This window comes from Klenkia soli (genome assembly GCF_900103975.1).
GTDB lineage: Bacteria > Actinomycetota > Actinomycetes > Mycobacteriales > Geodermatophilaceae > Klenkia > Klenkia soli.
In genome coordinates, this window is sequence record NZ_FNIR01000005.1 from 263,791 (window position 1) to 289,621 (window position 25,831).

Genomic DNA, 25,831 nt, shown 5'->3' on the forward strand with positions numbered 1-25,831 from the left:
CTCGTCGCCCCACCTCACCGGGCGGTGCGGGCCAGCTGACGGGACTGCGCGACCAGCCGGCCGGTGGAGTCCCAGACCCGGTAGTCCTCGTCGACCCAGCCGCCGGAGGCCTCCCCGCCACGGGCCTCGACCAGGCACCAGCCCGGCGCCGGCAGCGCCCGCACGAGGGTCTGCAGCTGCACCGTGGGTGCCCAGCCCAGCTGACCGGTGGCCCACGAGGTGGGCGGCAGCGCGTCGGTGAACGCCACCAGGCCGAGCGGGTCGGGCTCGCGGCCGTCGGCGAACCGCAACCAGGCCCGGATCACCGGCTCGTCGGAGAACTCGCCCAGCGCCCAGCCCGCGGTCAACGGGTCCAGCCGGGTCTCCACCTGCTGCGAGAGCCCCGGGACCGGCATCCCGGGCGGCGCCAGGTGCGCGTGCTCGGCGATGGAGAAGCAGTCCTCGACCGGGGTCGCGGCCGGCGGGGGCACCGGGTGGTCGGGCGTCGCGTCGGGCAACGTCGCCGTGGTCACCTGGACCGTGACCGCCGGGCCGGTGGCGTCGGCGAGCACGACGTGCACGTGCTGCAGGGTCCGGCCGGCCCGGCCGGCGGTGACGGTCAGGGTGGCCGGTCCCGGGGCGGCCACCCGCAGGTAGCTGGCCGACAGGGCCACCGGGTGCGCGTGCGGTGACGCCTCGACGGCGGCCCGGGCCGCCACCGCCAGCAGGTACCCGCCGTTGAGGATGCCGCCGCCGACGTCCCAGCCCGGGTCGAGCTCGGCGGTGAACCCGCCGTCGACGGGGGTCAGGGCGGTGGCGGACTCGAAGCTCTGCGGCACCCGGCACAGGGTGCCAGTGTGGGTCGCATGGAACAGACCCACCTCGGCCGCAGCGGACTCTCGGTCTCCCGCCTCTGCCTCGGCACGATGAACTTCGGCCCCGAGACCTCCGAGCCCGACTCGCACGCGATCATGGACCGCGCCCACGCCGCGGGCGTGAACTTCTTCGACACCGCCAACGTCTACGGCTTCGCCGCCGGCAAGGGCCGCACCGAGGAGATCCTCGGCACCTGGTTCGCCCAGGGCGGCGAGCGCCGGGAGAAGACGGTGCTGGCCACGAAGGTCTACGGCTCGATGACCGACTGGCCCAACGACACGTTCCTGTCCGCCCGCAACCTCGTGCGGGCCTGCGACGCGTCGCTGCGGCGGCTGCAGACCGACTGGATCGACCTCTACCAGTTCCACCACGTCGACCTGCGCACGCCGTGGGAGGAGATCTGGCAGGCCTGCGAGACCCTGGTCGCGCAGGGCAAGGTGCTCTACGTCGGGTCCTCCAACCACGCCGGCTGGCAGCTCGCCGCCGCGCAGGAGGCCGCCCGCAACCGGCACTTCACCGGCCTGGTCAGCGAGCAGTCGATCTACAACCTGCTGGTGCGCGACATCGAGCGCGAGGTGGTCCCGGCAGCCGAGCACTACGGCATCGGCATCATCCCGTGGAGCCCGCTGCAGGGCGGCCTGCTGGCCGGGGTGCTGGCGAAGCAGGCCGGCAACCGCCGCACCAGCGAGCGCGCGCAGGCCCGCATCGAGGAGGTCCGACCGCAGCTGCAGCGCTACGAGGACCTCTGCGGGGAGTGGGGGCTGGCGCCGGCCGACGTGGGCATCGCGTGGCTGCTCAGCCGCCCGGCGGTCACCGCGCCGATCATCGGCCCGCGCACGATGGAGCAGTTCGAGTCGTCGTTGTCCGCCGTCGACATCACCCTGGACGACGCCCAGCTCGCCGCGCTCGACGAGGTCTTCCCGGGCCACAGGACGGCGCCGGAGGACTACGCCTGGTGAGCTGAGGGCCAGCCGGTGACCCGCTCGTGCGGCCGGCCGGCCGGTGACCGCCACAGCACCACCTCGGTCACCGGCCAGGCCGGCCCGTGGTCGCCGGCCAGCCGGTCCACCAGCCCCACGTCCGGCGTCCCCGGGCCCGGCCAGCGACCCAGCGTGAGGTGCGGCCGGAACGGCCGCTCGTCCACCGGTACCCCGGCGTGCCGGGCGGCCGCGGCCAACCGGTCGGCCAGCACGGTCAACGCGTCGACGTCCCCGCCGACCCCGGCCCACAGCACCCGCGGACGACGGCCGCCGAACCGGCCCGCCCCGGTCAGCTGCAGGGTCACCGCGCGGGAACCGACGACGGCCGGACCCAGCGCCGACAGCAGACCGGTCAGCCGGGCCCGCGGGACGTCGCCCAGGAAGGCGAGCGTGACGTGCAGGCTCGCCGGGTCCGCCCAGCGCGGCGCGCCCGGCGCGTCGCGGATCCCGTCCACCGCACGCCCCAGCGCGGCCACCACGGCCGCCGGTGGGGTGACCGCGAGGAACAGGCGCCCGACGGTCAGCCGCGGTCCTGGGGGTCGCTGATCACCAGGCCGGTGTCGGCCAGCGCGGCGGCCAGCCGCAGCCGCTCCAGCTCGCGCTCCTCGCCGGCGCAGGCCTGGCGCAGCCGGTGCGGCACCTCCAACGAGTCGGCGGCCTCGACCAGGACGTCCTCGTAGGCGGCGAGCACCCCGGCGCGGTGGGCCGCCGACCCGGTCGGGACCAGCGCCAGCTCCCGCCGCAGCCGGCGCAGGTCGGCGGCGATCACCTGCACCGAACGCCGCTGCGGCTCGGCCACCGGGACCGGCCGGCGCGCCGTGCCGCGGCCGGGACGACGTCGCCCGCGGCGTCGGCGACGGGGACGGCGGAGCTCGCCGGAGAACGCGCGCATCGTGAGGTCCATCAACCAGGCCGTGCCCACCGTCATCGCGATGACGGCGGCGAGCTGCACCCACCAGGCGTTGACGACGGCGGGGGCCACGTGCGCACGGTAGGACACCGGTGACCGGACCCACAATCCTCGGGTCACCGCCGGCTCGTCACCTCGGCCCCGGGCGCCTCGGCGCCGGCCTCCTCGACGGCCGCCCCGACCGTCGGCACGGCGGCGACGGCGGCCACCGGCAGGGCGTCGACGTGCAGCCGGACGCTCGGCGGGGCGACGTGGGTCTCCAGCCGCACGTGCCGCCCCCGGGAGAGGACCGCGCCGACGACGACGGCGACCACCACGACGACCAGACCGCTGGAGACCAGCCCCCACCGGGCACCCAGGTGCTGCGAGACCCAGCCGATCAGCGGCGCACCCACCGGGGTGCCGCCCATGAAGCACATGAAGTACAGCGCGAGGATGCGGCCGCGCATCTGCGGTTCGACGCCCAGCTGCACGAAGCTGTTGCAGGCCACGCTGAACACCAGCCCGGCCGCCCCGCAGGGCACCAGCAGCAGGGCGTAGGACCACTGCGTGGGCATCAGCCCGCTGACCACCGTGAGGACGCCGAACGCCAGCGCGGCCAGCAGCAGGAACCGCTGCAGCGGGCGGGCATCGCGCCGGGTCGACAGCAGCGCACCGGACAGCGAGCCGACCGCGAACGCCGTCGACAGCAACCCGAAGGCACCGGCGCCCAGCCCGAACACCTCCCGGGCCATGAGCGCGATGGTGATCTGGGAGTTGAAGCCGAACGTGCCGACCACGAACGCCAGCAGCATCGCCAGCTGCAGGTCCGGGTGGGCCCGGGTGTAGGTGAGCGCGGCCCGCAGCTGCCCGCGGGCCCGGGCCACCGGCACGCTGTGCTGCAGCTCGGCGTCGCGCATGAGGGCCAGCGCCACGATGGTGGCCGCGAAGCTGGCCGCGTTGACGAAGAAGGCCGGGGCCGTGTTGCCGCCCGAGGCGGCGATGACCCCGCCGGCCACGGCGGGCCCGACCAACCGGGCGCCGTTGAAGACCGTGGAGTTCAGGCTCACCGCGTTGCCCAGCAGCGTGGGCCCGACCATCTCGGACACGAAGGACTGCCGGGCCGGGGTGTCCAGCGAGCTCACCACACCCAGGCCCAGGGCGAGGGCGAACACCTGCCACAGCGCGATGCCGCCGGTGGCCACGAGCAGCGCGAGGGCCAGCGCGAGCAGGCCGAGCACGCCCTGGGTGACCATCAGCATGCGGCGCTTGTCGTAGCGGTCGGCGAGCAGCCCGCCGTAGAAGCTCAGCGCCAGGGTGGGGGCGAACTGCAGCGCCGTCACCACGCCGAGCGCCGTGCCGCTGCCCCCCGACAGCTGCAGCACCAGCCAGTCCTGGCCGATGCGCTGCATCCAGGTGCCGGTCATCGACACCAGGTTCGCGCTGACGTAGAGCCGGAAGTTGTGCACCGAGAGGGCGCGGAACATGCCGGCCCGACGGGGGGCGGTGCTCGTGCGGTCAGGCGTGGTCGGTCGCCTCCGTGGTCATCGGCAGCTCACCCGGCGGCGAGCTCGTCCATGATGCGGGCGGCCTCCCGCAGGGTCGCCCGGTCCTCGGGCGAGAGGGCGTGCAGACGGCCGGACAACCACGCCTCGCGGGCCCGGGCCTCCTCGGTCAGCAGCGCCTCGGCCGCCGGCGTGAGGTCGATGACGACCTGACGACGGTCGGTGGGGTGCGGGGTGCGCGAGACCAGGCCCTTGCCCTCGAGCGCGACAACGACCCGCGTCATCGACGGGGGCTGCACCCGCTCGTGGCCGGCCAGCTCGCCCGGGCTCATCGCCCCGTGCCGCTTCAGCGTGGACAGCGCGGCGAGGTGGGTGAGGGTGACCGAGGTGTCCACCCGCTGGTTGCGCAGCCGCCGGGAGAAGCGCATGACCGCCAGTCGCAGGTCGTGCGCCAGGGCAGCGGTGTCCAGCGTCGTCCGCGCCATGCGTCACCCCGTCAGTTCGTTAGCCACGCTCAAGGTACACCGAGCGGCGCCCGCGGCTCAGAGCAGCTGCTGGACCGGCTCGATCGCGAAGTAGACCACGAAGAGCAGACCCACGACCCACATGAGGGGGTGCACACGTCGCGCCCGGCCGGTGGCGGCCATGAGCACCACGTAGCTGATCGTGCCGGCGCCGATGCCGTTGGTGATCGAGTAGGTGAACGGCATGAGCGCGATGGTCAGGAACGCGGGGATGGCGAGCGTCAGGTCGTCCCACTGCAGGTTCTTCACCTGCGCGATCAGCAGGGCGCCGACGATGACCAGGATCGGCGACGCCGCCTCGGAGGGGACGACGTCGACCAACGGCGAGAACAGGGTGGCCACCAGGAACAGCGCGCCCGTGACCACGCTCGCCAGGCCGGTGCGGGCGCCGTCGGCGACGCCCGCGGTGGACTCGACGTAGGTGGTGTTCGAGGAGACGCCGGCGAACCCGCCCGCGGCCGCTGCGACGGAGTCGACCAGCAGCACCGGCTGGGACTTCGGCAGGTTGTTGTGCTCGTCGAGCAGGCCGGCCTCGGCACCCACGGCGGTCACCGACCCGACGGTGTCGAAGAAGTCGGCCAGCATCAGGGCGAAGACGATGAGCAGCGCGGCGACCACGCCGATGCGGGAGAACCCACCCAGCAGCGAGACGTGACCGATCTGGGAGAAGTCGGGCAGGCCGACCACCTGGTCGGGCAGCGTGGGCACCTGCAGCGCCCAGCCCTTGGGGTTGACCGACCCGTCGGCCAGGAAGGTCGGGCCGACCTTCGCGATCGCCTCGATCACCACGGCCAGCACGGTGGTCACGACGAGCCCGATCAGCAGGGCCCCCCGGGTCTTCCGGACGACGAGGACGGCGGTGAGCAGCAACCCGACGACGAAGACCAGCTGCGGCCAGCTGGCCAGGCTGCCGTCGATGCCGAAGGTGATGGGCACCGTGCCGGTCTGCGCCCGGCGGACGAAGCCGGAGTCGACCAGCCCGATGAGGGCGATGAAGAACCCGATGCCGACCGCGATCGCGGTCTTGAGCTGGTCGGGGATCGCCTCGAAGACGGCCTTGCGGAACCCGGTGAGCACCAGGACGGTGATCAGCAGGCCCTCGAGCACGACCAGGCCCATGACCTCGGGCCAGCTCAGCTGGGTGGCCGCGTAGGCGGCGACGACGGCGTTGATGCCCAGCCCCGCAGCCAGGGCGAACGGGTAGCGGCCGATCACGCCCATGGCGATGGTCAGCAGCCCGGCGACCAGGGCGGTGACCGCGGCGACCGACCCGAAGTCCAGGGTGTTCCCGTCGATGTCGACGCCGGACAGGATGATCGGGTTGAGCACCACGATGTAGGCCATCGTGAAGAAGGTGACGACCCCGCCGCGCACCTCCCGGCCGACCGTGGAGCGCCGCTCGCTGATGGAGAAGTAGCGGTCCAGCCCGTTCTTCGGCCTGCTCCGCGGACCAGCACTGCGCCGCCTGGCGGCACTGGTCGCGGCGGCGTCGGTGGTCTCGGTGTCGTCCGGCACGGCGACAGGGTGCCATGCGTGACCGGCGTGCGGGTCTCTGCTTGGTTACAGTCCCGCCGTGCCCGCCCCGACCCGCCCCTCGCCACCGCCGCTGCGGGTCGAGACCCGCCGGGTCGTGCTCGTCGGCGCGGCCCTGTGGGCGATCGCCCTGGTGGTGGTGCTCGTCCTGCCCGTCGACGCGGTGTGGGTCTGGACCTGCGTCTGCGGCCTCGTCCTCGCCGTCCTGGGCCTGGCCCTCATGCGCTGGCAGCAGCGCTCCTAGAGGGCGTCGTAGGTGTCCGTGTTGTAGAGCGGGGTCAGCTGGATCTCCGTGGTGTCGACGGGGACGACGCTGGCCTCGCTGTGCGCGCCGCAGCCGTGGTCGGTGGTGACGACGTGGCCGTCGGCGGGGGCGTAGGCGTTGGCGCAGACGCCGAGCTCGAGGCGCACCGAGCCGGCCAGCGGCATGAGGAAGCCGCAGTCGCCGCAGGAGCCGGGGGCGTGCCGGGCGATCGCCGCGGTGGGGCCCCACTCGCCGGAGCTCCAGCGGGCCAGCGCCTCGCGGCGGCCCTCGACGGACAGCACGCGCTCGCGGCCGATGCCGATCTCCTGGGCGACGACCATGCCGGCGGGGTCGGCCGCCGAGTCGTCGTCGGCGAGGTAGGCGGGCACGAGGCGGGGGTCGTCCTCGGTGACCGGCAGGACGTCGCCCACCGACAGGTCACCGGGCCGGATCCGCTCGTGCCAGGGCACCCAGGACGGCGCGAGCAGGGCGCTGTCGCCGGGCAGCAGCACGACCTCGTCGACGGTGACGTGCTCGTCGCCGGGGACGTGGGCGAGGGTGACCGCCCAGTGCCAGCCCACGTAGCCGGGCAGGCTGGCGGCGAAGGTGTGGGTGAGCACCTCGCCGAGCACGTCGGGGTCCGGGACGGCCTCGCGGGAGGTGCCCAGGTGCTCCCCGACCTCGGCGGCCAGCCCGGCGACCTCGACGGCGGCGGCACGCGCGGTCTCGACGGCCGCGGTGAGGACGTCGACCGAGGGCGTCGCGGGTGCGGTCACGGGGGCGGGATCGGGAGCGGGCACGCGCTCCATGGTGCCCCACGTCCACGCCCCGGGGTGGGCGAGGCGCACGGGCGTGCCCCCGTGGTGGGGCACGATGGGGTCGTGAGCGAGCGGTCGAGCGGTCGGGGCCCGCGCCGATGAGGCGCGTCCGGCGCTGGGGACGCCCCCCGCGGGTGGACGTCGACCGGCAGCGCACCGGACCGCTGCGCGCCCTCCGCTCGCCGACCCGTCCGCTGCCGCAGGCCTCCGGGCCCCCCGGCGACGACTCGCCCACGGTGACGACGCCGACCGTCGCGGCACCGTCGGACCCGGTCCGGCCCGACACGTGGCGCCCGACCCCCTCCCCCACCGCTCCGGTGGCGCCCCCGGTCGGTGCGTCGGCCGGCCTGGGTGCCCGACCGCCCCGGATCACGGTGACCCGGGTGGCCGCGCGCCGGTCCCGCGAGCTGACGGTGGCCGCCGTCCGCCGGGTGAACGCGGCCAGCCGGGCCGACGGCGCCGGGGACAGCGGGCTGTCCCACCTGCTGTGGGTCAACGCGCTGCACGCCGCGGGCGACGCGATGATCGCCGTGTCGCTGGCCGGCACCCTGTTCTTCGCCGCGTCCTCCGATGCCCAGCGCGGCAACGTGGCGCTGTACCTCCTGGTCACGATGGCGCCCTTCGCCGTGGTCGCCCCGCTGCTGGGTCCGTTGCTGGACCGCCTGCAGCGCGGCCGCCGGTGGGCGATGGCCGCGAGCCTGGGCGGCCGGGCCGTGCTGGCGCTGGTCATGGCGGCCAACTTCGACGGGCTGTGGCTCTACCCGGCTGCGCTCGGGGTGCTGGTGCTGTCGAAGGCGCTGAACGTGCTGCGGGCGGCGGTCATCCCCCGGGTCCTGCCCCCGACCATGTCGTTGACCAGCGCGAACGCCCGCACGTCGGTGTTCGGCCTCGTCACCTCGGGCGTGTTCGGCGGCATCGGCGCCGGGATCGCGGTCGTCGCGGGCTTCCCGCCGCTGCTGTGGACGATCGCGGCGGTGTTCGGCGGGGCCGCCGTGCTCGCCGTCCGGCTGCCGCGGCACGTCGACGTCCCGGCCGGCGAGGAGTCCTCCGACCTGCTGACGACGACGATGGAGATCCCCGTGGTCGGTCGCGGTCGGCGCCCGGTCAGCCCGGCCGTGGTCGACGCGTTGCGCAGCGCCGCCCTGCTGCGGGTGCTCGGCGGGTTCCTCACCATCTACGCGGCGTTCCTGGTCCAGGCGGCGCTGCCCGGCGGCTGGGAGCGCACGCTCGCGCTGGGCGCGATCGCCGGCGCGGCCGGGCTGGGCAGCTTCCTGGGCACCGGCATCGGGTCGCGGCTGCACCGCGCGTCGCCGGACTCGCTCGTCCTGTGGGCCACCGTCGCCGCGGTGGCCACCGCCGCCGTGGCCGCCGGGTTCTTCTCGATCACCCTGTTCGCGGTCACCGCCGGTGTCGCCGCCCTCGCGGCGGGGCTGGGCAAGGTGTCCCTGGACGCGATCATCCAGCGCGACGTGCCCGGCGCCCAGCACGCGTCGGCGTTCGCCCGCTCGGAGACGCTGCTGCAGCTGGCCTGGGTGCTCGGCGGGGCCCTGGGCATCACCTTGCCGGCGAGCGGACCGACCGTCGCCTTCGCGGTCACCGCGGGGCTGCTGGTCGTGGCCACAGCTCTGCTTGCTTGGCTGGGGCACCGCCGTCCGACCCGTGGCCGCGGCAGGACGGCGGCACAGGAGTGGACATGAGCAGCGCACGGAGGACCACGGGCACCACGACGGGCATCACGACGGGCATCGCGGTCCTGGCGCTGGTGGCCGGCTGCAACGCCGGCGGCAGCAGCGGCTCCTCCTCCGAGTCGGGGACCGCTCCGACGGTGCGGGTGCAGGCCGGCCCGCAGGACGTGACGGTGCAGCCCACCCAGTACTGCCTGGCCGGCTCGGGCGAGCGCTATGCCGGCACCCCGCCGATCGTCGAGGTCTCCCCCGACAGCACCATCGCGCTGACCGTCTCCGACGCCGTCGCCGAGCAGGGCTGGAGCGTGCAGGTCTACGACGACCAGCTGAAGACGTTGCTGGGCGAGGTCGACGTCGAGGACGGCACGACGGTGTTCACCGGCATCAACAGCTCCGACGTCGTCCCCGCGTCGTTCTACCTGGTGGTCGTCGAGGACTCCGTCGACGCCGCGTGCAACGGGCTGTCCGGCGCCTGGCCGGTCGGCTTCATCCGGGCCGTGCCCGACACCGCCACCGCCACCGCCACCGCCACCGCGACACCCACGGCCACGCCGACCGGCTGAGCCTTCGTCAGCCCTCGAGGTCGGTGGCGACGGCGCGCAGGACGGCGGCGACCTTGCCGGCGGACTGCTTGTCGGGGTGCCGGCCGTGCCGCAGCCCGTTGCCGACGCCGTCCAGGAGCCGGATGAGGTCCTCGATGATCGGGACCAGGTCGTCGGGCTTCTTCCGGGTGCCCGCGACGGCGGAGGGCAGCGGGTCGAGGACGACGACCTGCAGCGCCTGGTCGCCGCGGCGGCCGGCCACGACGCCGTACTCGACCCGCTGGCCCGGCTTGAGCTCGGTGGTGCCGGCCGGCAACGCGTCGCGGTGCACGAACACGTCGGGGCCGTCCTCCTGGGACAGGAAGCCGAAGCCCTTCTCCGGGTTGAACCACTTCACCTTGCCGCTGGGCACGTCTGTTCCTTCGTCACGCGTCGAGAACCGCACCGGGAGGTACGGGCCGCCCAGGCTAGCCCGGGACCGCGGCCGCGGCCGCCGAGTTCCCGCGGGTCAAGTTACCCACGGGTAGGCGGGGCTCGGGTGCGGATGCGACGATGCCCGCATGGCTGCCCGCAACGCTGCGTCCCGCGTCGTCACCTCCCTCGCCGCGGCGATCCGGTTGATCACCTCGGTCGTCGGCGGGCTGATCGTGCTCTACGCGGTGTTCGTGCTGTTCGAGGCCAACCCGGACAACCCGATCGTGGAGTTCACCGCCGGCGTGCGCGACGACCTCGGGGCCTTCACCCGCGACCTGTTCACCCCCGACGACCCGAAGATCGCCGCGACGGTGAACGCCCTCATCGCGGCGATCGTCTGGGTGGTCGGCGGCAACCTGCTCTCGAAGGCGATCACCCGCCTGGCCCCTCGTCCCAAGGCCTCGTCGAAGGACTGAGCGACCCGGCCGACGGCCCCCTCGTAGGGGCCCGGCCCGCGCGGAGCGTGGGTCGGGGGGCAAGGGGGTCCTTCCGTCAGGCGGTCGCGACCTCGGTGAGGCCCAGCTCCTCGCTGGAGACCTGGCGCATCTCCACCTTGCGCACCTTGCCCGTGACGGTCATCGGGAAGCCCTCGACCACCTTGACGTAGCGGGGCACCTTGTAGTGCGCCAGCTTGCCGGTGCAGAACTCGCGCAGCGCCTCGGCGGTGAGCTCGGGGGCCCCGGCGCGCAGCTGCACCCAGGCCATCAGCTCCTCGCCGTATTTGGCGTCGGGCACGCCGATCACCTGGACGTCGGCGATGTCGGGGTGGGAGTAGAGGAACTCCTCGATCTCCCGCGGGTACACGTTCTCCCCGCCGCGGATGACCATGTCCTTGATCCGGCCGACGATGTTGACGTAGCCCTCGGCGTCCATCACCGCGAGGTCGCCGGTGTGCATCCAGCGGGCGGCGTCGAGCACCTCGGCGGTCTTGGCCGGCTCGTCCCAGTAGCCCAGCATCACCGAGTAGCCGCGGGTGCACAGCTCGCCGGTGGTGCCGCGGGGCACGGTGAGCCCGGTCTCGGGGTCGACGACCTTGCTCTCGAGGTGCGGGTGGGTGCGGCCCACCGTCGAGGTGCGGCGGTCCAGGTCGTCGTCGGCGCCGGTCTGCGTGGAGACCGGGGAGGTCTCGGTCATGCCGTAGGCGATGGTCACCTCGGCCATGCCCATCTCGTCGACGACCCGCTTCATCACCTCGACCGGGCACGGCGAGCCGGCCATGATCCCGGTGCGCAGGCTGGACAGGTCGTAGGAGGCGAAGTCGGGCAGCGCGAGCTCGGCGATGAACATCGTGGGGACGCCGTAGAGCGAGGTGCACTTCTCGTCCTGGACGGCCTGCAGCGTCAGCGCGGGGTCGAACCCGGGCGCGGGGATGACCATGGTCGAGCCGTGCGAGGTGCAGCCGATGTTGCCCATGCCCATGCCGAAGCAGTGGTAGTAGGGCACCGGGATGCACACCCGGTCGGCCTCGGTGTAGCTGCAGCCCTCGGCCACGAAGAAGCCGTTGTTGAGCAGGTTGTGGTGGGTCAGGGTGGCGCCCTTGGGGAAGCCCGTCGTGCCCGAGGTGTACTGGATGTTGATCGGGTCGTCGGCGCTCAGCTGGGTCTCGCGCTCGGCCAGCAGCCCGTGGTCGGCGGCCCGGCCGGTCGCCATCAGCTGCTCCCACTCGGGGTCGCCGAGGAAGAGCACCTCGCGCAGGGCGGGGCACGAGTCGCGCACCTCGGCCACCATCGCCCGGTAGTCGCTGGTCTTGAACGCGGGCGCCGCCACCAGCACCGAGATGCCGGCCTGCTGCAGCACGTACGAGAGCTCGTGCGTGCGGTAGGCCGGGTTGATGTTGACCAGGACGACGCCCAGCTTGGCGGTGCCGTACTGCACGAAGACCCACTCGGCGCAGTTGGGGGCCCAGATGCCGACCCGCTCGCCCTTCTCGACGCCCAGCGCGTGCAGGCCGAGGGCGAAGGCGTCGACGTCGTCGACCAGCTGCGGGTAGGTCCACCGCCGACCGGTCGAGCACTCCACGAGCGCCTCGTGGTCACCGACCCGCGCCGCCGTCCGGTCCAGGTTCGCCCCGATGGTGTCGCCCAACAGGGGGACGGTCGAGGTCCCGCTGGTGTAGGACGGCAGCGCGGGGGCGGTCATGCCCGCTCGCCCGGACGGAGCTGGACGCCGGCCCGGTTGGGCTTGTCGGTCGGGTGGGCGTAGCGCAGGTACTCCACCGGCAGCGGGAAGGAGTGGTCCTCGCCGAAGGGCGACAGCGACCCGGTCATCTCGCTGATCAGCTCGGTCAACGGCGGTCCGCCGTCCACGGACTGGCCCCAGGTGGGCTCGACCAGGTGCGCGTTCTTGGAGTTCTTCTTGGCCATGCCGGGCTCCCGCCGTCCGTGGCCGGCAGTGCGCCGGCGCTCGGGGACATCTTCCCGTGCAGTAGACCGCCCCCGCACGCACCCACGCCAGCCCCGGTGCAACGGCGGCGCATCCCCTGCCGGTCCGCGCCGAGGTCGTGACCGGTTCTCCGGGGTGGTGACCCATCACCGCGGCCGACCACCCGCAGGGATCGGTCACCACCCCCGGTCTCGCCGTCGGCGAACTCCGGCGACACCGGGCGCGGTGCCGCCTAGGGTCGACTCCCCGTGGGGCGCATCGTGGAGACCGTCGTTCCGGCGCGGCTGGGCGTCGGCTTCCGGTGGCTGCTGGCCTCGTCGTGGACGTCGAACCTGGGCGACGGGATCGCGCTGGCCGCCGGGCCGCTGCTGGTCGCCTCGCTGACCCGGGACCCGTTCCTGGTGTCGCTGGCCGCCGGTGTGCAGTGGCTGCCGCCGCTGCTGTTCGGGCTGCTGGCCGGAGCCGTCACCGACCGGGTGGACCGCCGGTTGCTGGTGGTGGTCGTCGACCTGCTGCGGGCCGCCGTCCTCGTCGTCCTGACCCTGGCGGTGGCCACCGACCTGGTGACGATCGCCGGGGTGCTGGTCGCGCTGTTCGTGCTCGGGACGGCGGAGGTGTTCGCCGACAACAGCTCGCAGACCCTGCTGCCGACGCTGGTGCACCGCGACGACCTGGCGGTGGGCAACGCCCGGATGATGACCGGCTTCATCACGGTCAACCAGCTCGCCGGCCCACCCCTGGGGGCCGCGCTGTTCACCGCGGGCGCGGCCTGGGCGTTCGGGACGGTCGCCGTCCTGGTGGCGCTGGGCGCGGTGCTGGTCTCGCGGATCGTGCTGCCGCCGGCCGAGCCGGCCACCCGGGGCGCGGTGCACACCGAGATCGTCGAGGGCTTCCGGTGGGTGCGGCACCACCCCGCCGTGCGCACGCTGGTGCTCACGATCTTCAGCTTCAACCTGACCTTCGGCGCCGCTTGGTCGGTGCTGGTGCTCTACGCGACGGAGCAGCTCGGGCTCGGCGAGATCGGCTTCGGGCTGGTCACCACCGCCCAGGCGGCCGGCGGCATCGCCGGGATCGCCGCCTACGGCTGGATCACCGCACGGGTCAGCCTGGGCAACCTGCTGCGCGTCGGGCTGGTCGTCGAGACCCTCACCCACCTGGCGCTGGCCCTGACCACCAGCCCGTGGGTGGCGATGCCGGTGTTCGTGGTGTTCGGCGCGCACGCGTTCATCTGGGGGACGACGTCGGTCACCGTCCGGCAGCGCGCCGTCCCCCGCGAGCTGCAGGGCCGGGTGGGCAGCGTGAACCTGGTCGGCACCTTCGGCGGACTGGTGATCGGGGCCGGCATCGGCGGGGTGGTCGCCCAGCGGTTCGGGGTGACCGGACCCTTCTGGTTCGCCTTCGTCGGGTCGGCGCTGTTCGTCGTCCTCATCTGGCGCCAGCTCCGGCACGTCGCGCACACCGACGAGACCACATGACCTGCAGCCACCCCACGATCCGGCACACGGTGCCCGGCACACCGGCGGCAGGACCCGGGTCGCGAGCGGGGAGGTCCAGCCGGCAGGAGCACTACACGCCACGCTCGTGGACGATCTCCAGGCCGTCCTCGTCGTCCCACTGCTCGCCCACCGCGGTGAAGCCGTACTGGGCGACCAGGCCGGACGACGCGGTGTTGTCCGGCGTGATCGTGGCCCGCACGGTGCGCACGGCCGACTCCTCCTGGGCCCTCCGCAGCAACGCCTCGAGGGCGGCGCGCGCGTACCCGCGGCGGCGGTGCGCGGGCTCGACGGCGTACCCGATCTCCACCATCCCGGCGGCGTCCGGCGGTCCGTGGAACCCCGCCCGGCCCACGACCACCCGGCGGTCCTCGTCCCAGATCAGACCGGTGACCCAGTCCGCGGCGGCGGGATCCCGGCGGACCTGTTCGCTCCGCCTGCGCCACACGCCGCGCCAGGCGGGACCAGCGGCGTACCCGCTGAGGGGCACCGGGCTGCCCAGGTCCGCGGCGGCGAGGTCACCCACCGCCAACGCGTCGAGGACCGCTCCGGTCAGGTGGACGACGCGGACGCGCGGCAGCGGGTCGTCGGGGCCCAGCGCACCGTCCACGGACCGACCATGCCAGGCCGGGGCGACCGGACGCACGTAGCGTTGTCCCGATGGCCACCACCGAGGGGACGACGGCGCCGGCCACGCTGGCCGCGTGGTTGCGCACCCGCACCGACGAGCAGCTGGGTGCCCTGCTGGCGCTCCGCCCGGACGTCGCCCGACCGGCACCCTCGGACGTCGTGGGGCTGGCCACCCGCCTGGCCGTCCCCGTCTCGGTCGACCGCGCCCTGGACGAGCTGGACGCCGCGACCCTGCAGGTGCTCGACGTCGTCCTGCTGGCCCCCGGGGACGGGCTGACCCGCGCCGAGCTCGTGGCTGCCCTGCCCGGGGCGCCGGTCGAGGACGGCCTCGAGCTGCTCACCGCCCGCGCCCTGCTGTGGGGGGACGACGTCGTGCACGCACCGGAGCCGGTGCGCCGCGCCGTCCGGCACCCCGCCGGGCTGGGCCGGCCGCGCACCCCTCCCCCGGCCGACGTCGAGGACGACCTCGCCACCGCCGACGAGGAGGAGCGGGCGGTGCTCGAGACCCTGGCCGGGGACAACCCGGTGGGCCGGCTGCCGGTGGACAACCGCGGCACCTCCCCCGCCGGACCTGCCCGCCGGCTGCTGCAGCGCGGGCTGCTCACCCGGGTCGACGCCGCCACCGTCGAGCTGCCCCGGCAGTACGGCCTGGCCCTGCGGGGCGACCGGCCCTACGGCCCGTCCCGGGTCCGGCCCGAGCCGCCGACGGTGTACCGCGACCCGGAGATCACCGACCGGCGCGGGGCCGGGGCGGCGCTGGAGAGCGTCGGCCGGGTCGGCGAGCTGCTCACGGCGCTCGAAGAGGACCCCGCCGGCCTGCTCCGCAGCGGGGGCATGGCGATCCGCGACCAGAAGCGGCTGGCCAAGGCGTTGAAGGTGGACGAGGCGGCGGTCGCCTTCCACATCGAGGTGGCCCACGCCGCCGGGTTGCTGGACCTGGGTGGTCCGCACCGCGACGAGTGGTTGCCCAGTCGCGGCTACGACACCTGGCGCGAGCAGGCGCTGCCCGAGCGGTGGGCACTGCTGGCCGCGTCGTGGCTGGACTCGCTGCGGCTGATCGCGCTGGTCGGGCAGCGGGACCCGGCGGGCAAGGCGGTGAACGTGCTGTCGCCGGACGTCGTCCGGCACACCGTCCCGGCGGTGCGGCGCTCGGTGCTGACCACCCTGGGCGAGCTGCGACCCGGCCTGGGGCTGAGCACCGACGACCTGCTGGCCCTGCTGCGCTGGCAGAGCCCCCGCCGCAGCGACCGGTTCGTGCTCGTGCCGGCCCTGGTCGCCGAGGCCGAACGGCTGGGCATCGTGGTCGAGGGCCGGCTGTCCTCCGGCGGTCGCGGCCTGCTGACCGGCGGCGAGGAGGGCGCCGCCGACGGCATGCGCGGCCTGCTGCCCGAACCGGTCGACCACGTGCTGGCCCAGCCCGACCTGTCCCTGGTCGCGCCCGGCCCGCTGGTCGCCGAGCTGGCCCGCACCCTGGCCACGGTCGCCGACGTCGAGTCCTCCGGTGGCGCCACGGTGTTCCGGGTCAGCGAGGGCAGCGTCCGGCGGGCGCTGGACTCGGGGTGGTCGGCGGCCGAGCTGCACGACTTCTTCGCCCGCGCCTCCCGCACCCCGGTGCCGCAGGCGTTGGACTACCTCGTCGACGACGTCGCCCGCCAGCACGGCCGGCTGCGGGTGGGGGCGATCGAGAGCTACGTGCGCAGCGACGACCACGGCCTGCTCTCCCAGGTGCTGTCGGACCGGCGCACGGCCGGCGCCGAGCTGCGGCGGCTGGCCCCCGGCGTCCTGGTCAGCGGGCTGCCGGCCGACGAGGTGCTCGCCGTCCTGCGCTCCTCCGGCTACGCCCCCGCCGGCGAGTCCGCCGGCGGCGCCGTCCTCACCCGGCCCGCTGGGCGCCCCCGGGCGACGGCGCGGCCGGGCAGCCGACCGGCGACCGGACCGCGACCGCTGGGGGCCGAGGAGGTCGAGGCGACCGTGCGCGAGATCCGGGCCGGGGACGCCGCCCTCGCCGCCCGCCGCACCGACCCGGCCCGGCAGGTCCCGGGCGTGACGACGGCGAGCACGCTGGAGCTGCTGTCCCGGGCGGTGCGCGAGCAGCTGCCCGTGTGGTTGGGCTACGTGGACGCGCAGGGCTCCGGCAGCCGGCGCACGGTGCAGCCGCTGACCCTGGGCGGCGGCTTCCTGTCCGGGTTCGACGAGGGCCGCGGCGAGCAGCGCACCTTCGCCGTCCACCGGATCACGTCGGTCGAGCTGGTGGACGGCCCGACCGGTTGACCTGCGTGGTGGCGAGGACCACCATGGCTGCCCCTCCCGGAATGCCCGGCGGGGTGATCGACTTGTGCAGGTCGTTGGGTTGAACAACGAGTTCCACAGGTGGTGCGGACATGGCAGGCGGACGGACGGTCGCGGACCGGTTGGCGACGGTGCTGGGCACCGTCCTGGGGAGCGCGGAGCTGCCGGTGCGGCTGCGCGGGTGGGACGGCTCGGTGACCGGTCCGCCCGGCGCCCCGGTCATCGCGGTCCGGAACCGGCGGGCCCTGCGCCGGCTGCTGTGGTCCCCCGGCCAGCTGGGCCTGGGCCGCGCCTACGTGGCCGGCGACATCGACGTCGAGGACGACGTCTTCGAGACCTTCGCGGCGTTGAGCTCCGCCGGACGGCTGGCCGAGACGGGGCCGATGCGCCCGGTCACCACCGCCGAGCGGCTGACCCTGCTCCGCACGGTGGCCGGCCTGGGCGGGCTGGGCACCGACCCGGCGCCCCCGGCCGAGGAGGCCGACCTGGGCCGGCACGGCCTGCGGCACTCCCGCCGACGGGACGCCGCGGCGATCGCCCACCACTACGACGTCGGCAACGACTTCTACGAGCTGGTCCTGGGTCCCTCGATGGTCTACAGCTGCGCGGTCTGGGACACCCCCGACGTCGGGCTGGACGCCGCCCAGGAGGCCAAGCTCGACCTGGTCTGCCGCAAGCTGGGGCTGCACGAGGGCGACCGGCTGCTCGACGTCGGCTGCGGCTGGGGCTCGATGGCCATCCACGCCGCCGGTCGCTACGGCGCCGACGTCGTCGGCATCACCATCTCCGAGGAGCAGGCCACGCTGGCCCGCAAGCGGGTGGCCGAGGCCGGGCTGACCGACAAGGTCGAGATCCGGGTGCAGGACTACCGCGAGGTCGACGACGGCCCCTTCGACGCGATCAGCTCCATCGGCATGGCCGAGCACGTGGGCCGCGCCCGGCTCGGCGACTACGTCGACCAGCTGGTCGGCCTGCTGCGACCGGGCGGCCGGCTGCTCAACCACGCGATCGCCTGGAACGCCGGCGAGACCACCTGGGACGACACCAGCTTCATCGCCCGCTACGTCTTCCCCGACGGCGAGCTGCTGGGGCTGCACGAGATGGTCGGAGCCATCGAGGCCGGCGGCCTGGAGGTCGTCGACGTCGAGGCGCTGCGCCGGCACTACGCGCTGACCCTGCGGGCCTGGGTGCAGCGCCTCGAGGAGCACTGGGACGACGCCGTCGCAGCCAGCACCGAGGGCCGGGCGCGGGTGTGGCGGCTGTACATGGCCGCCTGCGCACTGGCCTTCGAGGGCGGCTCGATGGGGGTGGACCAGGTGCTCGCGGTGAAGCCCGGCGGCGAGCAGCCCCCGCTGCGCCGCACCGCCTGGGTCTGAGCCTGCGGCGTCCGGCGCCGTCCCCGGTTCCGGGGTTCCCGCCCTCTCCCCCGCATCAGAGGGGGCGGCAACCCCGGAACCCACCTGCATGGAAGGTCCTGTCGGTGCGCGCGGTTACCTTCTCGATGACCCGACGCGGAGGAGAGCTGTGAGCGACGGACCCCTGATCGTGCAGTCCGACAAGACCCTGCTGCTGGAGGTCGACCACCCGCAGAGCAAGGAGTGCCGGGCCGCGATCGCGCCGTTCGCCGAGCTGGAGCGCAGCCCCGAGCACGTGCACACCTACCGGGTCACCCCGCTGGCGCTGTGGAACGCGCGCGCCGCCGGGCACGACGCCGAGCAGGTGGTCGACGCCCTGGTGCGGTTCAGCCGCTACCCGGTGCCGCACGCCCTGCTGGTCGACGTGGCCGACACCATGGACCGGTTCGGCCGGCTGACCCTGGCCAACAACCCGGTGCACGGCCTGGTGCTCACCACCACCGACCGCGCCGTGCTCACCGAGGTCGCCCGCAGCAAGAAGGTCGCCCCGATGCTGGGTGCCCGCATCGACGACGACACCATCCAGGTGCACGCCTCCGAGCGCGGGCGGCTCAAGCAGGCGCTGCTGAAGGTGGGCTGGCCGGCCGAGGACCTCGCCGGCTACGTCGACGGCCAGGCGCACCCGATCGAGCTCGACCAGGCCGACTGGCACCTGCGCGACTACCAGCAGGAGGCCGTCGACGGCTTCTGGGCCGGCGGGTCGGGCGTCGTCGTCCTGCCCTGCGGGGCCGGCAAGACCCTGGTCGGCGCCGCGGCGATGGCCGAGGCCAAGGCGACCACGCTGATCCTGGTCACCAACACCGTCGCCGGGCGGCAGTGGAAGCGCGAGCTCATCGCCCGCACCACGCTGACCGAGGACGAGATCGGCGAGTACTCCGGCGAGCGCAAGGAGATCCGCCCGGTCACCATCGCGACCTACCAGGTGATCACCACCCGCCGGAAGGGCGAGTACCGGCACCTCGACCTCTTCGACGCCCAGGACTGGGGCCTGATCGTCTACGACGAGGTGCACCTGCTGCCCGCCCCGATCTTCCGGCTGACCGCCGACCTGCAGTCCCGTCGCCGGCTGGGCCTCACCGCCACGCTCGTGCGCGAGGACGGACGCGAGGACGACGTCTTCTCCCTCATCGGGCCCAAGCGCTACGACGCCCCCTGGCGGGACATCGAGGCGCAGGGCTACATCGCCCCGGCCGAGTGCATCGAGGTCCGGGTGGCCCTCGACGACGAGGAGCGCATGACCTACGCGGTCGCCGAGCCCGAGGAGCGCTACAAGATCGCCGCGACGGCCCAGTCGAAGATGCCGGTCATCCGCCGCATCCTCGAGCGGCACCCCGAGGAGCAGAAGCTGGTCATCGGCGCCTACCTCGACCAGCTCGAGGAGCTGGGCACCGCGCTCGACTCCCCGGTCATCCAGGGCTCGACCACGAACAAGGAGCGCGAGCGGCTGTTCGCCGCCTTCCGCACCGGCGAGATCAAGACGCTGGTGGTCTCCAAGGTCGCGAACTTCTCCATCGACCTGCCCGAGGCCGCCGTCGCCGTCCAGGTGTCGGGCACCTTCGGGTCCCGCCAGGAGGAGGCCCAGCGGCTGGGTCGGGTGCTGCGGCCGAAGGCCGACGGCCGCACCGCGCACTTCTACACCGTGGTCAGCCGCGACACCCTGGACAGCGAGTACGCCGCGCACCGGCAGCGGTTCCTCGCCGAGCAGGGCTACGCGTACACGATCGTCGACGCCGCCGACCTGGCCGGCCGCGGCGAGGTCAACGGCCCCGACTGGGTGGAGCCGACCGCCGACTGAGCGTCCCGGTTCGACAACGATCCGGGCGCTCCGTTTCGTGCCGGAAACGCACGCGGTGCAAGATCCTGGGGCTGCACCCCGACGAAGGAGACCCATCCGTGCCCCAGCGCCACACCGTCCGCCGCTCGTTCGCCCTGGTCGCCGCCGCCGGCACCGTCGCGCTGGGCCTCACGGCCTGCGGCGGTTCCTCCGACGAGGGGAGCGATGCACCGGGCGCCGCGGCCTCCGCGACCCTGCCCTCCGTCTCCGCTGACGAGGCGCTCGCCGCCCAGGTCCCCGAGGCCATCGCCGAGGACGGCACGATCACGATCGGCACCGACAGCACCTACGCGCCCAGCGAGTTCCTGGCCGCCGACGGCACGACCATCGAGGGCTTCGACGTCGACCTGTTCACCCTGGTCGCCCAGAAGCTCGGCCTGGAGGTCGACTTCCAGACCGCGTCGTTCGACTCGATCATCGCCGGCGTCGACTCCGGCAAGTACGAGGTCGGCGTCTCCTCGTTCACGATCAACCCCGACCGGCTGGCCCAGGTCACCATGGTCAGCTACTTCTCGGCCGGCACGCAGTGGGCCGTCAAGAGCGGCAACCCCGAGGACGTCGACCCCGACGACGCCTGCGGCAAGAGCGTCGCCGTGCAGACCGGCACGGTGCAGGTCGACGACGTCACCGCGCGCTCCCAGGCCTGCACCGACGCCGGCAAGCCCGAGATCACCATCGACCAGTACGAGTCGCAGGCCGACGCCACCGCCGCCGTGGTCTCGGGCAAGGACGACGCCGGGCTGGCCGACTCCCCGGTCATCGCCTACGCGGTCTCCCAGACCAACGGGCAGCTCGAGCTGGCCGGCGACATCTACGACTCCGCCCCCTACGGCTACGTCGTCCCGCAGGCCGAGACCGAGTTCGCGCAGGCCATCGCCGACGCCGTCCAGTCGCTGATCGACGACGGCAGCTACGACGAGGTGCTGCAGAAGTGGGGCGTCGAGGCCGGTGCCATCGACGACCCCACCGTGAACCCGCAGGTCAGCTGATCAGCCGGTGAGCGAGGACGGGCGGGGGACGCCCCCGGAACGGATCAGGGCGGTGCCGGTGCGGCACCCGGGGCGCTGGGTCGGCGCCGCGGTCATCGCGGTGCTGGTGGCCATGTTCGTGCACATGCTGGTCACCAACCCGGTGTTCCAGTGGCAGTTCATGGTCGACAACATGTTCAGCGACCCGGTGCTCACCGGTGCCCGCACCACGGTGATCATGACGATCCTGGCCATGGTCCTCGGCGTGCTGCTCGGGGTGGTGATCGCCGTGCTGCGGCTGTCGCCGAACCCCGTGCTGTCGGGTGTCTCCTGGGCCTACGTCTGGTTCTTCCGGGCCATCCCCCGCCTCGTCCTGCTGTTCTTCGTGGCGAGCCTCGGCGCGCTCTACGCCACCTACGACATCGGCTTCCCGTTCGACACCCAGCTGATGGACCTGTTCGGCTTCTCCGCCGACCTGCGGTTCCTCAGCCTGGACGGCAACCAGATCTTCAAGGGCTTCCTCGCCGGCCTGATCGGGCTGACGCTGTCGGAGGCCGCCTACATGGCCGAGATCGTGCGGGCCGGCATCCAGTCGGTCGACCCGGGCCAGACCGAGGCGGCGGCGGCGCTGGGCATGGGCCGCGGCCAGATCATGCGACGCATCGTGCTGCCGCAGGCGATGCGGGTGATCATCCCGCCCACGGGCAACGAGACGATCGCGATGCTCAAGGACACCTCGCTGCTGATCGCCGTCCCGGTGACCAGCGAGCTGAACTTCCAGCTGCGGGCGATCGGCAGCCGCACCTTCCAGGTCATCCCGCTCGCCGTGGCCTCGATCCTCTGGTACGTCGCGCTGAGCAGCGTGCTCATGGCCGGGCAGTACTTCCTCGAGCGCCGGTTCAGCCGGGGCGTGGGCAACCGGGAGACCCGCGCCCAGCGGGCCGCCCGCCGAGCGGACCAGGTGGGCACGGCGTGAGCGACGACCGGTTGATGGTGCAGGCCGAGCAGGTGCGCAAGAGCTTCGGCCGCACCGAGGTGCTCAAGGGCATCGACCTAGCCGTCCGTCCGGGCGAGGTCATGTGCGTGATCGGCCCGTCCGGGTCGGGCAAGTCGACCTTCCTGCGCTGCATCAACCACCTGGAGAAGATCGACTCCGGTCGGTTGTCGGTCGACGGGCACCTGGTGGGCTACCGCGAGAAGGGCGGGGTGCTGCACGAGCTGCGTGACCGCGAGGTCGCCGCCCAGCGCCGCGACATCGGCATGGTGTTCCAGCGGTTCAACCTCTTCCCGCACATGACGGCGCTGGAGAACGTGGTCGAGGCACCGATGCGGGTCCGCCGCACCGCCAAGGCCGCGGCCCGCCAGCGCGGCGTCGAGCTGCTCGAGCGGGTCGGGCTCGGCGACCGGGCGCACAACTACCCCGCCCAGCTCTCCGGCGGGCAGCAGCAGCGGGTGGCCATCGCCCGGGCGCTGGCCATGGAGCCCCGGCTGATGCTCTTCGACGAGCCCACCTCGGCGCTGGACCCCGAGCTCGTCGGCGAGGTGCTCGACGTGATGCGCGGGCTGGCCACCGACGGCATGACGATGGTCGTGGTGACCCACGAGATGGGCTTCGCCCGCGAGGTCGGCGACACCCTGGTCTTCATGGACGACGGCGTCGTGGTCGAGGCCGGCGACCCCAAGCAGGTGCTCACCGACCCCCAGCACGAGCGCACCCGCGCCTTCCTGTCCAAGGTGCTCTGACCCGGCGAGACCCTCGCCACAGATCATCGGCGGCTCCACGAGGAAGCCCTGCTCAGCGGCCTGCCGGCCGGTGCACTACACGACATCCGCCGGCAGGCGAAGGGCAACCCGGGCTGGGCGTGTCGCCTCGGGACGGGTCAAGATGGACGACGCCATGGCCTCCCCCGCACCCGTCTACGCAGCCGGCGCACGCCCTCTCCGGGCCTGGCAGCAGGAGGCGCTCGAGCGCTACGAGGAGGAGTCCCCGAAGGACTTCCTGGTCACCGCGACCCCCGGCGCCGGCAAGACCACCTTCGCCCTGACCCTGGCCGCCCGGCTGCTGCAGCGCCGCGAGATCGCCCGCATCGTCGTCGTCGCCCCGACCGACCACCTGCGCCTGCAGTGGGCCGACGCCGCCGACCGCGCCGGCATCGTGCTCGACCCCGGCCTGACCAACGCCGTCGGCCCGGTCCGCGCGGGCACCCAGGGCTACGTGACCACCTACGCCCAGGTCGCCGGCAAGCCGATGCTGCACGCCGCCCGGTCCACCACGGTCAAGACGCTGGTCATCCTCGACGAGATCCACCACGCCGGCGACGGCCTGTCGTGGGGCGAGGCGGTCGCCGAGGCCTTCGGCAGCGCGCGCCGCCGGGTGTGCCTGACCGGTACGCCCTTCCGCACCAAGGCCGACGAGCGGATCCCCTTCGTGCGCTACGAGGAGGACGTCTTCGAGGCCGACGACGGCGAGCGCGGCGTGGGTCTCGCCTCGCGCGCCGACTACACCTACGGCTACAAGGAGGCGCTGGCCGACAGCGTCGTCCGGCCCGTGGTGTTCGCCGCCTACACCGGCACCGCCCGCTGGCGGAACTCCGCCGGCGAGGTGGTCGCCGCCTCCCTGACCGAGGCCGGCACCAAGAGCGTCGAGATGGCCGCCTGGCGCACCGTGCTGGACCCCAAGGGCCAGTGGGTGCCGCACGTCATCGCCGCCATGGACGAGCGCATCACCCACCTGCGCGAGCACGGCATGCCCGACGCCGCCGGGCTGGTGCTCGCCTCCGACCAGGACGACGCCCGCGCCTACGCCAAGATCGTCCGCCGGATCACGGGCAAGGCACCCGAGCTGATCCTCTCCGACGACCCCAAGGCGTCGAAGAAGATCGAGCGGTTCGCCACCGGGTCGGCCCGGATCGCCGTCTGCGTGCGCATGGTCTCCGAGGGCGTCGACATCCCGCGGGCCGCCGTCCTGGCCTGGATGACCAGCTACCGCACGCCGTTGTTCTTCGCCCAGGCCGTCGGCCGCGTCGTCCGCGCCCGCGACCCGCAGGAGTCGGCGACGGTCTTCCTGCCCGCCGTCCGGCCGCTGCTGGCGCTGGCCGCGACGATGGAGGAGCAGCGCAACCACGTCATGCCGCCGCCGCGGAAGACCGAGGAGGACCTCGAGCAGCTCGACCTGCCCGAGCGCGAGCCCCGCGAGGGCGAGCTGCAGAAGTGGGAGGCCCTGGAGGCCGACGCGCGCTTCGCGCACGTGCTGCACGGCGGCACCGCGCACACCGGCGCGGGCAACCGGCCGGCGCTGGCCCCCGACGAGGAGGACTTCGTCGGCATCCCCGGCCTGCTCACCCCCGAGCAGACCGCCGAGCTGCTCAGCAAGCGGGACGACGAGCTGCGCATCCGGATCGCGGCCAGCCACCGGGCCGACACCGACGAGTTCATGGTCGTCGAGGACCACCCCGACGAGCACGAGACCAACGGCTGGCGCGACGCGGCCGACCTCCGCCGCGAGATCAACCGGCTGGTGTCGCGGGTCTCGGCGAAGACCTCCACCCCGCACGCGGTGGTGCACACCCAGCTGCGCCAGTCGGTGCCCGGTCCCCCGTCGGCCAGCGCATCGGTCGACGTCCTGCGCATGCGCCGGGAGCGCCTCCGCACGATGCTCTAGCCCGGAGGGAGCTGCACCTCGGACCAGTCGAGGCCGGCGAGGTTGACCACGACCGCCTCCTGGGTGGTGCGGGCGATGACGACGACCGCCTCGACCTCGGGGTCGGGGTTCTCCTCGCGGTGCGGCACCCACGGCGGCACGAAGACGTAGTCGCCGGGTGCGGTCTGCACGACGCGTTCGACCGGCTCGTCGCCCTCGACGTCGAGGAAGACGAAGCGCGGGGTGCCCGAGACGACGTAGATGGCGGTCTCGGACGCACCGTGGTGGTGGTTGCCGGAGTTCGTGGACCCGGGCACGTGCGTCTGGCCCATCCAGAGGTTGCGCGCGCCGACCGTCGCGCCGCTGATCGCCTCGCGCCGGCGCATGCCGGCCGTCTGCGCTGTGCCCCCCACCAGACCGGACGGCGCGACGTGGTGCAGCACCCGGTGGAAGGGGTCGATCGAGGCGGGTACGAGGACCCCGCTGGGACTGCGGACGACGTCGTCGGTCACGCCCTCACCTTGCCCCCGCCGGCCCCCGCCCGTCGAGCCGGACCGCCTCCGGGGGCACGACGACCGCGCCGGCCGCGACGTCGGTGCGCACCACGGCACCCGCGCCCACCACGGCCCCGTCGCCGACCCGGACCGGACCCACGACCACCGCACCGGCGCCCAGCCGCACGCGGTCGCCGATCACCGGTTGGCCGCGGCCGGTGTGGCCGACGGTGACGCCCTGGTTGACCCAGCAGTCGGCCCCCACCGAGGACGCCGTCAGCACCGTCGCGAAACCGTGCTCGACGAACAGACCCGGGCCCACGTGGGGCGCTCCGATGTGCAGGGTGGGCAGCGGCGGGTAGGCGCGCCGCAGCAGCCAGCGGAGCACGGCGGGCAGCGGGGCCAGCCGGTAGTGCACGACCGAGCGGAACTCGGGGTGGTGCAGCACGAGTTGACCGAACCGGGCGCGCGGCGACAGCACCGCCCACCCCGGCCGGGGCAGGCAGTCGACGAACCGCTCGGCGTCCCGGCGCAGGTAGGGGCCGGCCTCGGCGCGCTCGACCACCGCCCACAACGGGGAGGTCAGGAGGACGCCGGCCCACACGGCCACCCGGGAGGTCACCCGGTCACCCTCCCC

26 protein-coding genes are annotated in these 25,831 nt (G+C 73.9%); 13 read left to right on the forward strand and 13 right to left on the reverse strand.

Annotation, left to right across the window (positions count from 1 at the left end):
- Positions 1–14: 14 nt before the first annotated feature.
- Positions 15–818 carry a thioesterase family protein gene (locus BLS67_RS09835; protein ID WP_242653957.1) on the reverse strand — a complete coding sequence of 268 codons (804 nt, stop codon included), beginning with the start codon at positions 816–818 and terminating at the stop codon, positions 15–17.
- Positions 819–845: 27 nt separating this feature from the next.
- On the opposite strand from BLS67_RS09835, the gene BLS67_RS09840 reads away from it, so the two are divergent.
- Entirely contained in the window at positions 846–1,814 is a 969-nt protein-coding gene (locus BLS67_RS09840) for an aldo/keto reductase (RefSeq protein ID WP_091243964.1), read from the forward strand.
- Here the strand turns inward: BLS67_RS09840 and thpR are convergent.
- The 5 genes from thpR to BLS67_RS09865 form a co-directional block, all read right to left on the reverse strand.
- The gene (thpR, locus tag BLS67_RS09845) at positions 1,802–2,359 is read right to left on the reverse strand and encodes an RNA 2',3'-cyclic phosphodiesterase (protein WP_091244245.1); all 558 of its coding nucleotides are present in this window, start codon (positions 2,357–2,359) and stop codon (positions 1,802–1,804) included. The genes BLS67_RS09840 and thpR overlap by 13 nt on opposite strands.
- On the reverse strand, positions 2,356–2,817 hold the full coding sequence (locus BLS67_RS23765) for a hypothetical protein (RefSeq protein WP_165617524.1): 462 nt from the start codon (positions 2,815–2,817) through the stop codon (positions 2,356–2,358). The genes thpR and BLS67_RS23765 overlap by 4 nt, the downstream gene beginning before the upstream one ends.
- Positions 2,818–2,861: 44 nt before the next feature.
- Positions 2,862–4,211: an MFS transporter gene (locus BLS67_RS09855; RefSeq protein ID WP_091243969.1), complete on the reverse strand. Its 1,350-nt coding sequence runs from the start codon at positions 4,209–4,211 to the stop codon at positions 2,862–2,864.
- Between the two features lie 68 nt (positions 4,212–4,279).
- Positions 4,280–4,714, reverse strand: coding sequence for a MarR family winged helix-turn-helix transcriptional regulator (locus BLS67_RS09860; protein ID WP_091243973.1), 435 nt, complete (start codon positions 4,712–4,714; stop codon positions 4,280–4,282).
- Between the two features lie 57 nt (positions 4,715–4,771).
- The gene (locus BLS67_RS09865; RefSeq protein ID WP_091243976.1) at positions 4,772–6,268 is read right to left on the reverse strand and encodes an NCS2 family permease; all 1,497 of its coding nucleotides are present in this window, start codon (positions 6,266–6,268) and stop codon (positions 4,772–4,774) included.
- Between the two features lie 58 nt (positions 6,269–6,326).
- Here BLS67_RS09865 and BLS67_RS09870 point away from each other — a divergent pair, with 58 nt between their 5' ends.
- Positions 6,327–6,530, forward strand: coding sequence for a DUF2530 domain-containing protein (locus BLS67_RS09870; RefSeq protein WP_091243978.1), 204 nt, complete (start codon positions 6,327–6,329; stop codon positions 6,528–6,530).
- On the opposite strand, the gene BLS67_RS09875 is transcribed toward BLS67_RS09870, so the two are convergent.
- Positions 6,527–7,330, reverse strand: coding sequence for a DUF3027 domain-containing protein (locus BLS67_RS09875; protein ID WP_242653959.1), 804 nt, complete (start codon positions 7,328–7,330; stop codon positions 6,527–6,529). The genes BLS67_RS09870 and BLS67_RS09875 overlap by 4 nt on opposite strands.
- Before the next feature lie 152 nt (positions 7,331–7,482).
- Between BLS67_RS09875 and BLS67_RS09880 the strand changes: the two genes are divergently transcribed.
- Both BLS67_RS09880 and BLS67_RS09885 read left to right on the forward strand, forming a co-directional pair.
- The gene (locus tag BLS67_RS09880) at positions 7,483–9,045 is read left to right on the forward strand and encodes an MFS transporter (RefSeq protein WP_207500460.1); all 1,563 of its coding nucleotides are present in this window, start codon (positions 7,483–7,485) and stop codon (positions 9,043–9,045) included.
- A complete protein-coding gene (locus BLS67_RS09885; protein ID WP_091243984.1) occupies positions 9,042–9,596 on the forward strand; it encodes a DUF2771 family protein in 555 nt (184 codons plus the stop codon). Before BLS67_RS09880 ends, BLS67_RS09885 begins: the two co-directional genes overlap by 4 nt.
- 7 nt (positions 9,597–9,603) lie before the next feature.
- Here the strand turns inward: BLS67_RS09885 and BLS67_RS25050 are convergent, their stop codons facing one another.
- Positions 9,604–9,987, reverse strand: a complete 384-nt coding sequence (locus BLS67_RS25050; protein WP_091243988.1) for a cold-shock protein — start codon at positions 9,985–9,987, stop codon at positions 9,604–9,606.
- Positions 9,988–10,135: 148 nt separating this feature from the next.
- Here BLS67_RS25050 and BLS67_RS09895 point away from each other — a divergent pair, with 148 nt between their 5' ends.
- Entirely contained in the window at positions 10,136–10,465 is a 330-nt protein-coding gene (locus BLS67_RS09895; protein WP_091243990.1) for a hypothetical protein, read from the forward strand.
- A gap of 76 nt (positions 10,466–10,541) precedes the next feature.
- On the opposite strand, the gene BLS67_RS09900 is transcribed toward BLS67_RS09895, so the two are convergent.
- Both BLS67_RS09900 and BLS67_RS09905 read right to left on the reverse strand, forming a co-directional pair.
- Complete coding sequence (locus BLS67_RS09900) at positions 10,542–12,188, reverse strand: AMP-binding protein (protein ID WP_091243993.1); 1,647 nt, start codon at positions 12,186–12,188, stop codon at positions 10,542–10,544.
- Positions 12,185–12,412, reverse strand: a complete 228-nt coding sequence (locus BLS67_RS09905) for a hypothetical protein (RefSeq protein ID WP_091243996.1) — start codon at positions 12,410–12,412, stop codon at positions 12,185–12,187. The genes BLS67_RS09900 and BLS67_RS09905 overlap by 4 nt, the downstream gene beginning before the upstream one ends.
- Positions 12,413–12,679: 267 nt before the next feature.
- On the opposite strand from BLS67_RS09905, the gene BLS67_RS09910 reads away from it, so the two are divergent.
- Positions 12,680–13,906 carry an MFS transporter gene (locus BLS67_RS09910; protein ID WP_091243999.1) on the forward strand — a complete coding sequence of 409 codons (1,227 nt, stop codon included), beginning with the start codon at positions 12,680–12,682 and terminating at the stop codon, positions 13,904–13,906.
- A 91-nt stretch (positions 13,907–13,997) separates the two neighbouring features.
- Here the strand turns inward: BLS67_RS09910 and BLS67_RS09915 are convergent, their stop codons facing one another.
- Positions 13,998–14,534 carry a GNAT family N-acetyltransferase gene (locus BLS67_RS09915; RefSeq protein ID WP_207500461.1) on the reverse strand — a complete coding sequence of 179 codons (537 nt, stop codon included), beginning with the start codon at positions 14,532–14,534 and terminating at the stop codon, positions 13,998–14,000.
- A 50-nt stretch (positions 14,535–14,584) separates the two neighbouring features.
- Between BLS67_RS09915 and BLS67_RS09920 the strand changes: the two genes are divergently transcribed.
- From BLS67_RS09920 to BLS67_RS09950, 7 genes are all read left to right on the forward strand, one after another.
- Entirely contained in the window at positions 14,585–16,825 is a 2,241-nt protein-coding gene (locus BLS67_RS09920) for a helicase C-terminal domain-containing protein (protein WP_091244001.1), read from the forward strand.
- A 110-nt stretch (positions 16,826–16,935) separates the two neighbouring features.
- Positions 16,936–18,219, forward strand: a complete 1,284-nt coding sequence (locus BLS67_RS09925; RefSeq protein WP_091244004.1) for an SAM-dependent methyltransferase — start codon at positions 16,936–16,938, stop codon at positions 18,217–18,219.
- A gap of 148 nt (positions 18,220–18,367) precedes the next feature.
- Positions 18,368–20,053, forward strand: a complete 1,686-nt coding sequence (locus BLS67_RS09930; protein ID WP_091244008.1) for a DNA repair helicase XPB — start codon at positions 18,368–18,370, stop codon at positions 20,051–20,053.
- 98 nt (positions 20,054–20,151) lie between these two features.
- Positions 20,152–21,081: an ABC transporter substrate-binding protein gene (locus BLS67_RS09935; RefSeq protein ID WP_091244010.1), complete on the forward strand. Its 930-nt coding sequence runs from the start codon at positions 20,152–20,154 to the stop codon at positions 21,079–21,081.
- Between the two features lie 7 nt (positions 21,082–21,088).
- Positions 21,089–22,036, forward strand: a complete 948-nt coding sequence (locus BLS67_RS09940) for an amino acid ABC transporter permease (protein ID WP_242653960.1) — start codon at positions 21,089–21,091, stop codon at positions 22,034–22,036.
- The gene (locus tag BLS67_RS09945; protein WP_479723812.1) at positions 22,033–22,803 is read left to right on the forward strand and encodes an amino acid ABC transporter ATP-binding protein; all 771 of its coding nucleotides are present in this window, start codon (positions 22,033–22,035) and stop codon (positions 22,801–22,803) included. The genes BLS67_RS09940 and BLS67_RS09945 overlap by 4 nt, the downstream gene beginning before the upstream one ends.
- Positions 22,804–22,957: 154 nt before the next feature.
- On the forward strand, positions 22,958–24,721 hold the full coding sequence (locus BLS67_RS09950) for a DEAD/DEAH box helicase (RefSeq protein ID WP_242653961.1): 1,764 nt from the start codon (positions 22,958–22,960) through the stop codon (positions 24,719–24,721).
- Here the strand turns inward: BLS67_RS09950 and BLS67_RS09955 are convergent.
- The gene (locus tag BLS67_RS09955; RefSeq protein ID WP_242653962.1) at positions 24,718–25,212 is read right to left on the reverse strand and encodes a cupin domain-containing protein; all 495 of its coding nucleotides are present in this window, start codon (positions 25,210–25,212) and stop codon (positions 24,718–24,720) included. The genes BLS67_RS09950 and BLS67_RS09955 overlap by 4 nt on opposite strands.
- A gap of 4 nt (positions 25,213–25,216) precedes the next feature.
- Positions 25,217–25,816, reverse strand: a complete 600-nt coding sequence (locus BLS67_RS09960) for a DapH/DapD/GlmU-related protein (RefSeq protein WP_165617539.1) — start codon at positions 25,814–25,816, stop codon at positions 25,217–25,219.
- Positions 25,817–25,831: the final 15 nt, after the last annotated feature.

Excerpts from the sequence above, each read along its gene's own strand:
- BLS67_RS09840 (WP_091243964.1), top strand. The coding sequence starts at position 846 with ATGGAACAGACCCACCTCGGCCGCAGCGGACTCTCGGTCTCCCGCCTC.
- BLS67_RS09855 (WP_091243969.1), bottom strand. The coding sequence starts at position 4,211 with ATGTTCCGCGCCCTCTCGGTGCACAACTTCCGGCTCTACGTCAGCGCG.
- BLS67_RS09860 (WP_091243973.1), bottom strand. The coding sequence starts at position 4,714 with ATGGCGCGGACGACGCTGGACACCGCTGCCCTGGCGCACGACCTGCGA.
- BLS67_RS09885 (WP_091243984.1), top strand. The coding sequence starts at position 9,042 with ATGAGCAGCGCACGGAGGACCACGGGCACCACGACGGGCATCACGACG.
- BLS67_RS09895 (WP_091243990.1), top strand. The coding sequence starts at position 10,136 with ATGGCTGCCCGCAACGCTGCGTCCCGCGTCGTCACCTCCCTCGCCGCG.
- BLS67_RS09900 (WP_091243993.1), bottom strand. The coding sequence starts at position 12,188 with ATGACCGCCCCCGCGCTGCCGTCCTACACCAGCGGGACCTCGACCGTC.
- BLS67_RS09905 (WP_091243996.1), bottom strand. The coding sequence starts at position 12,412 with ATGGCCAAGAAGAACTCCAAGAACGCGCACCTGGTCGAGCCCACCTGG.
- BLS67_RS09920 (WP_091244001.1), top strand. The coding sequence starts at position 14,585 with ATGGCCACCACCGAGGGGACGACGGCGCCGGCCACGCTGGCCGCGTGG.
- BLS67_RS09925 (WP_091244004.1), top strand. The coding sequence starts at position 16,936 with ATGGCAGGCGGACGGACGGTCGCGGACCGGTTGGCGACGGTGCTGGGC.
- BLS67_RS09950 (WP_242653961.1), top strand. The coding sequence starts at position 22,958 with ATGGCCTCCCCCGCACCCGTCTACGCAGCCGGCGCACGCCCTCTCCGG.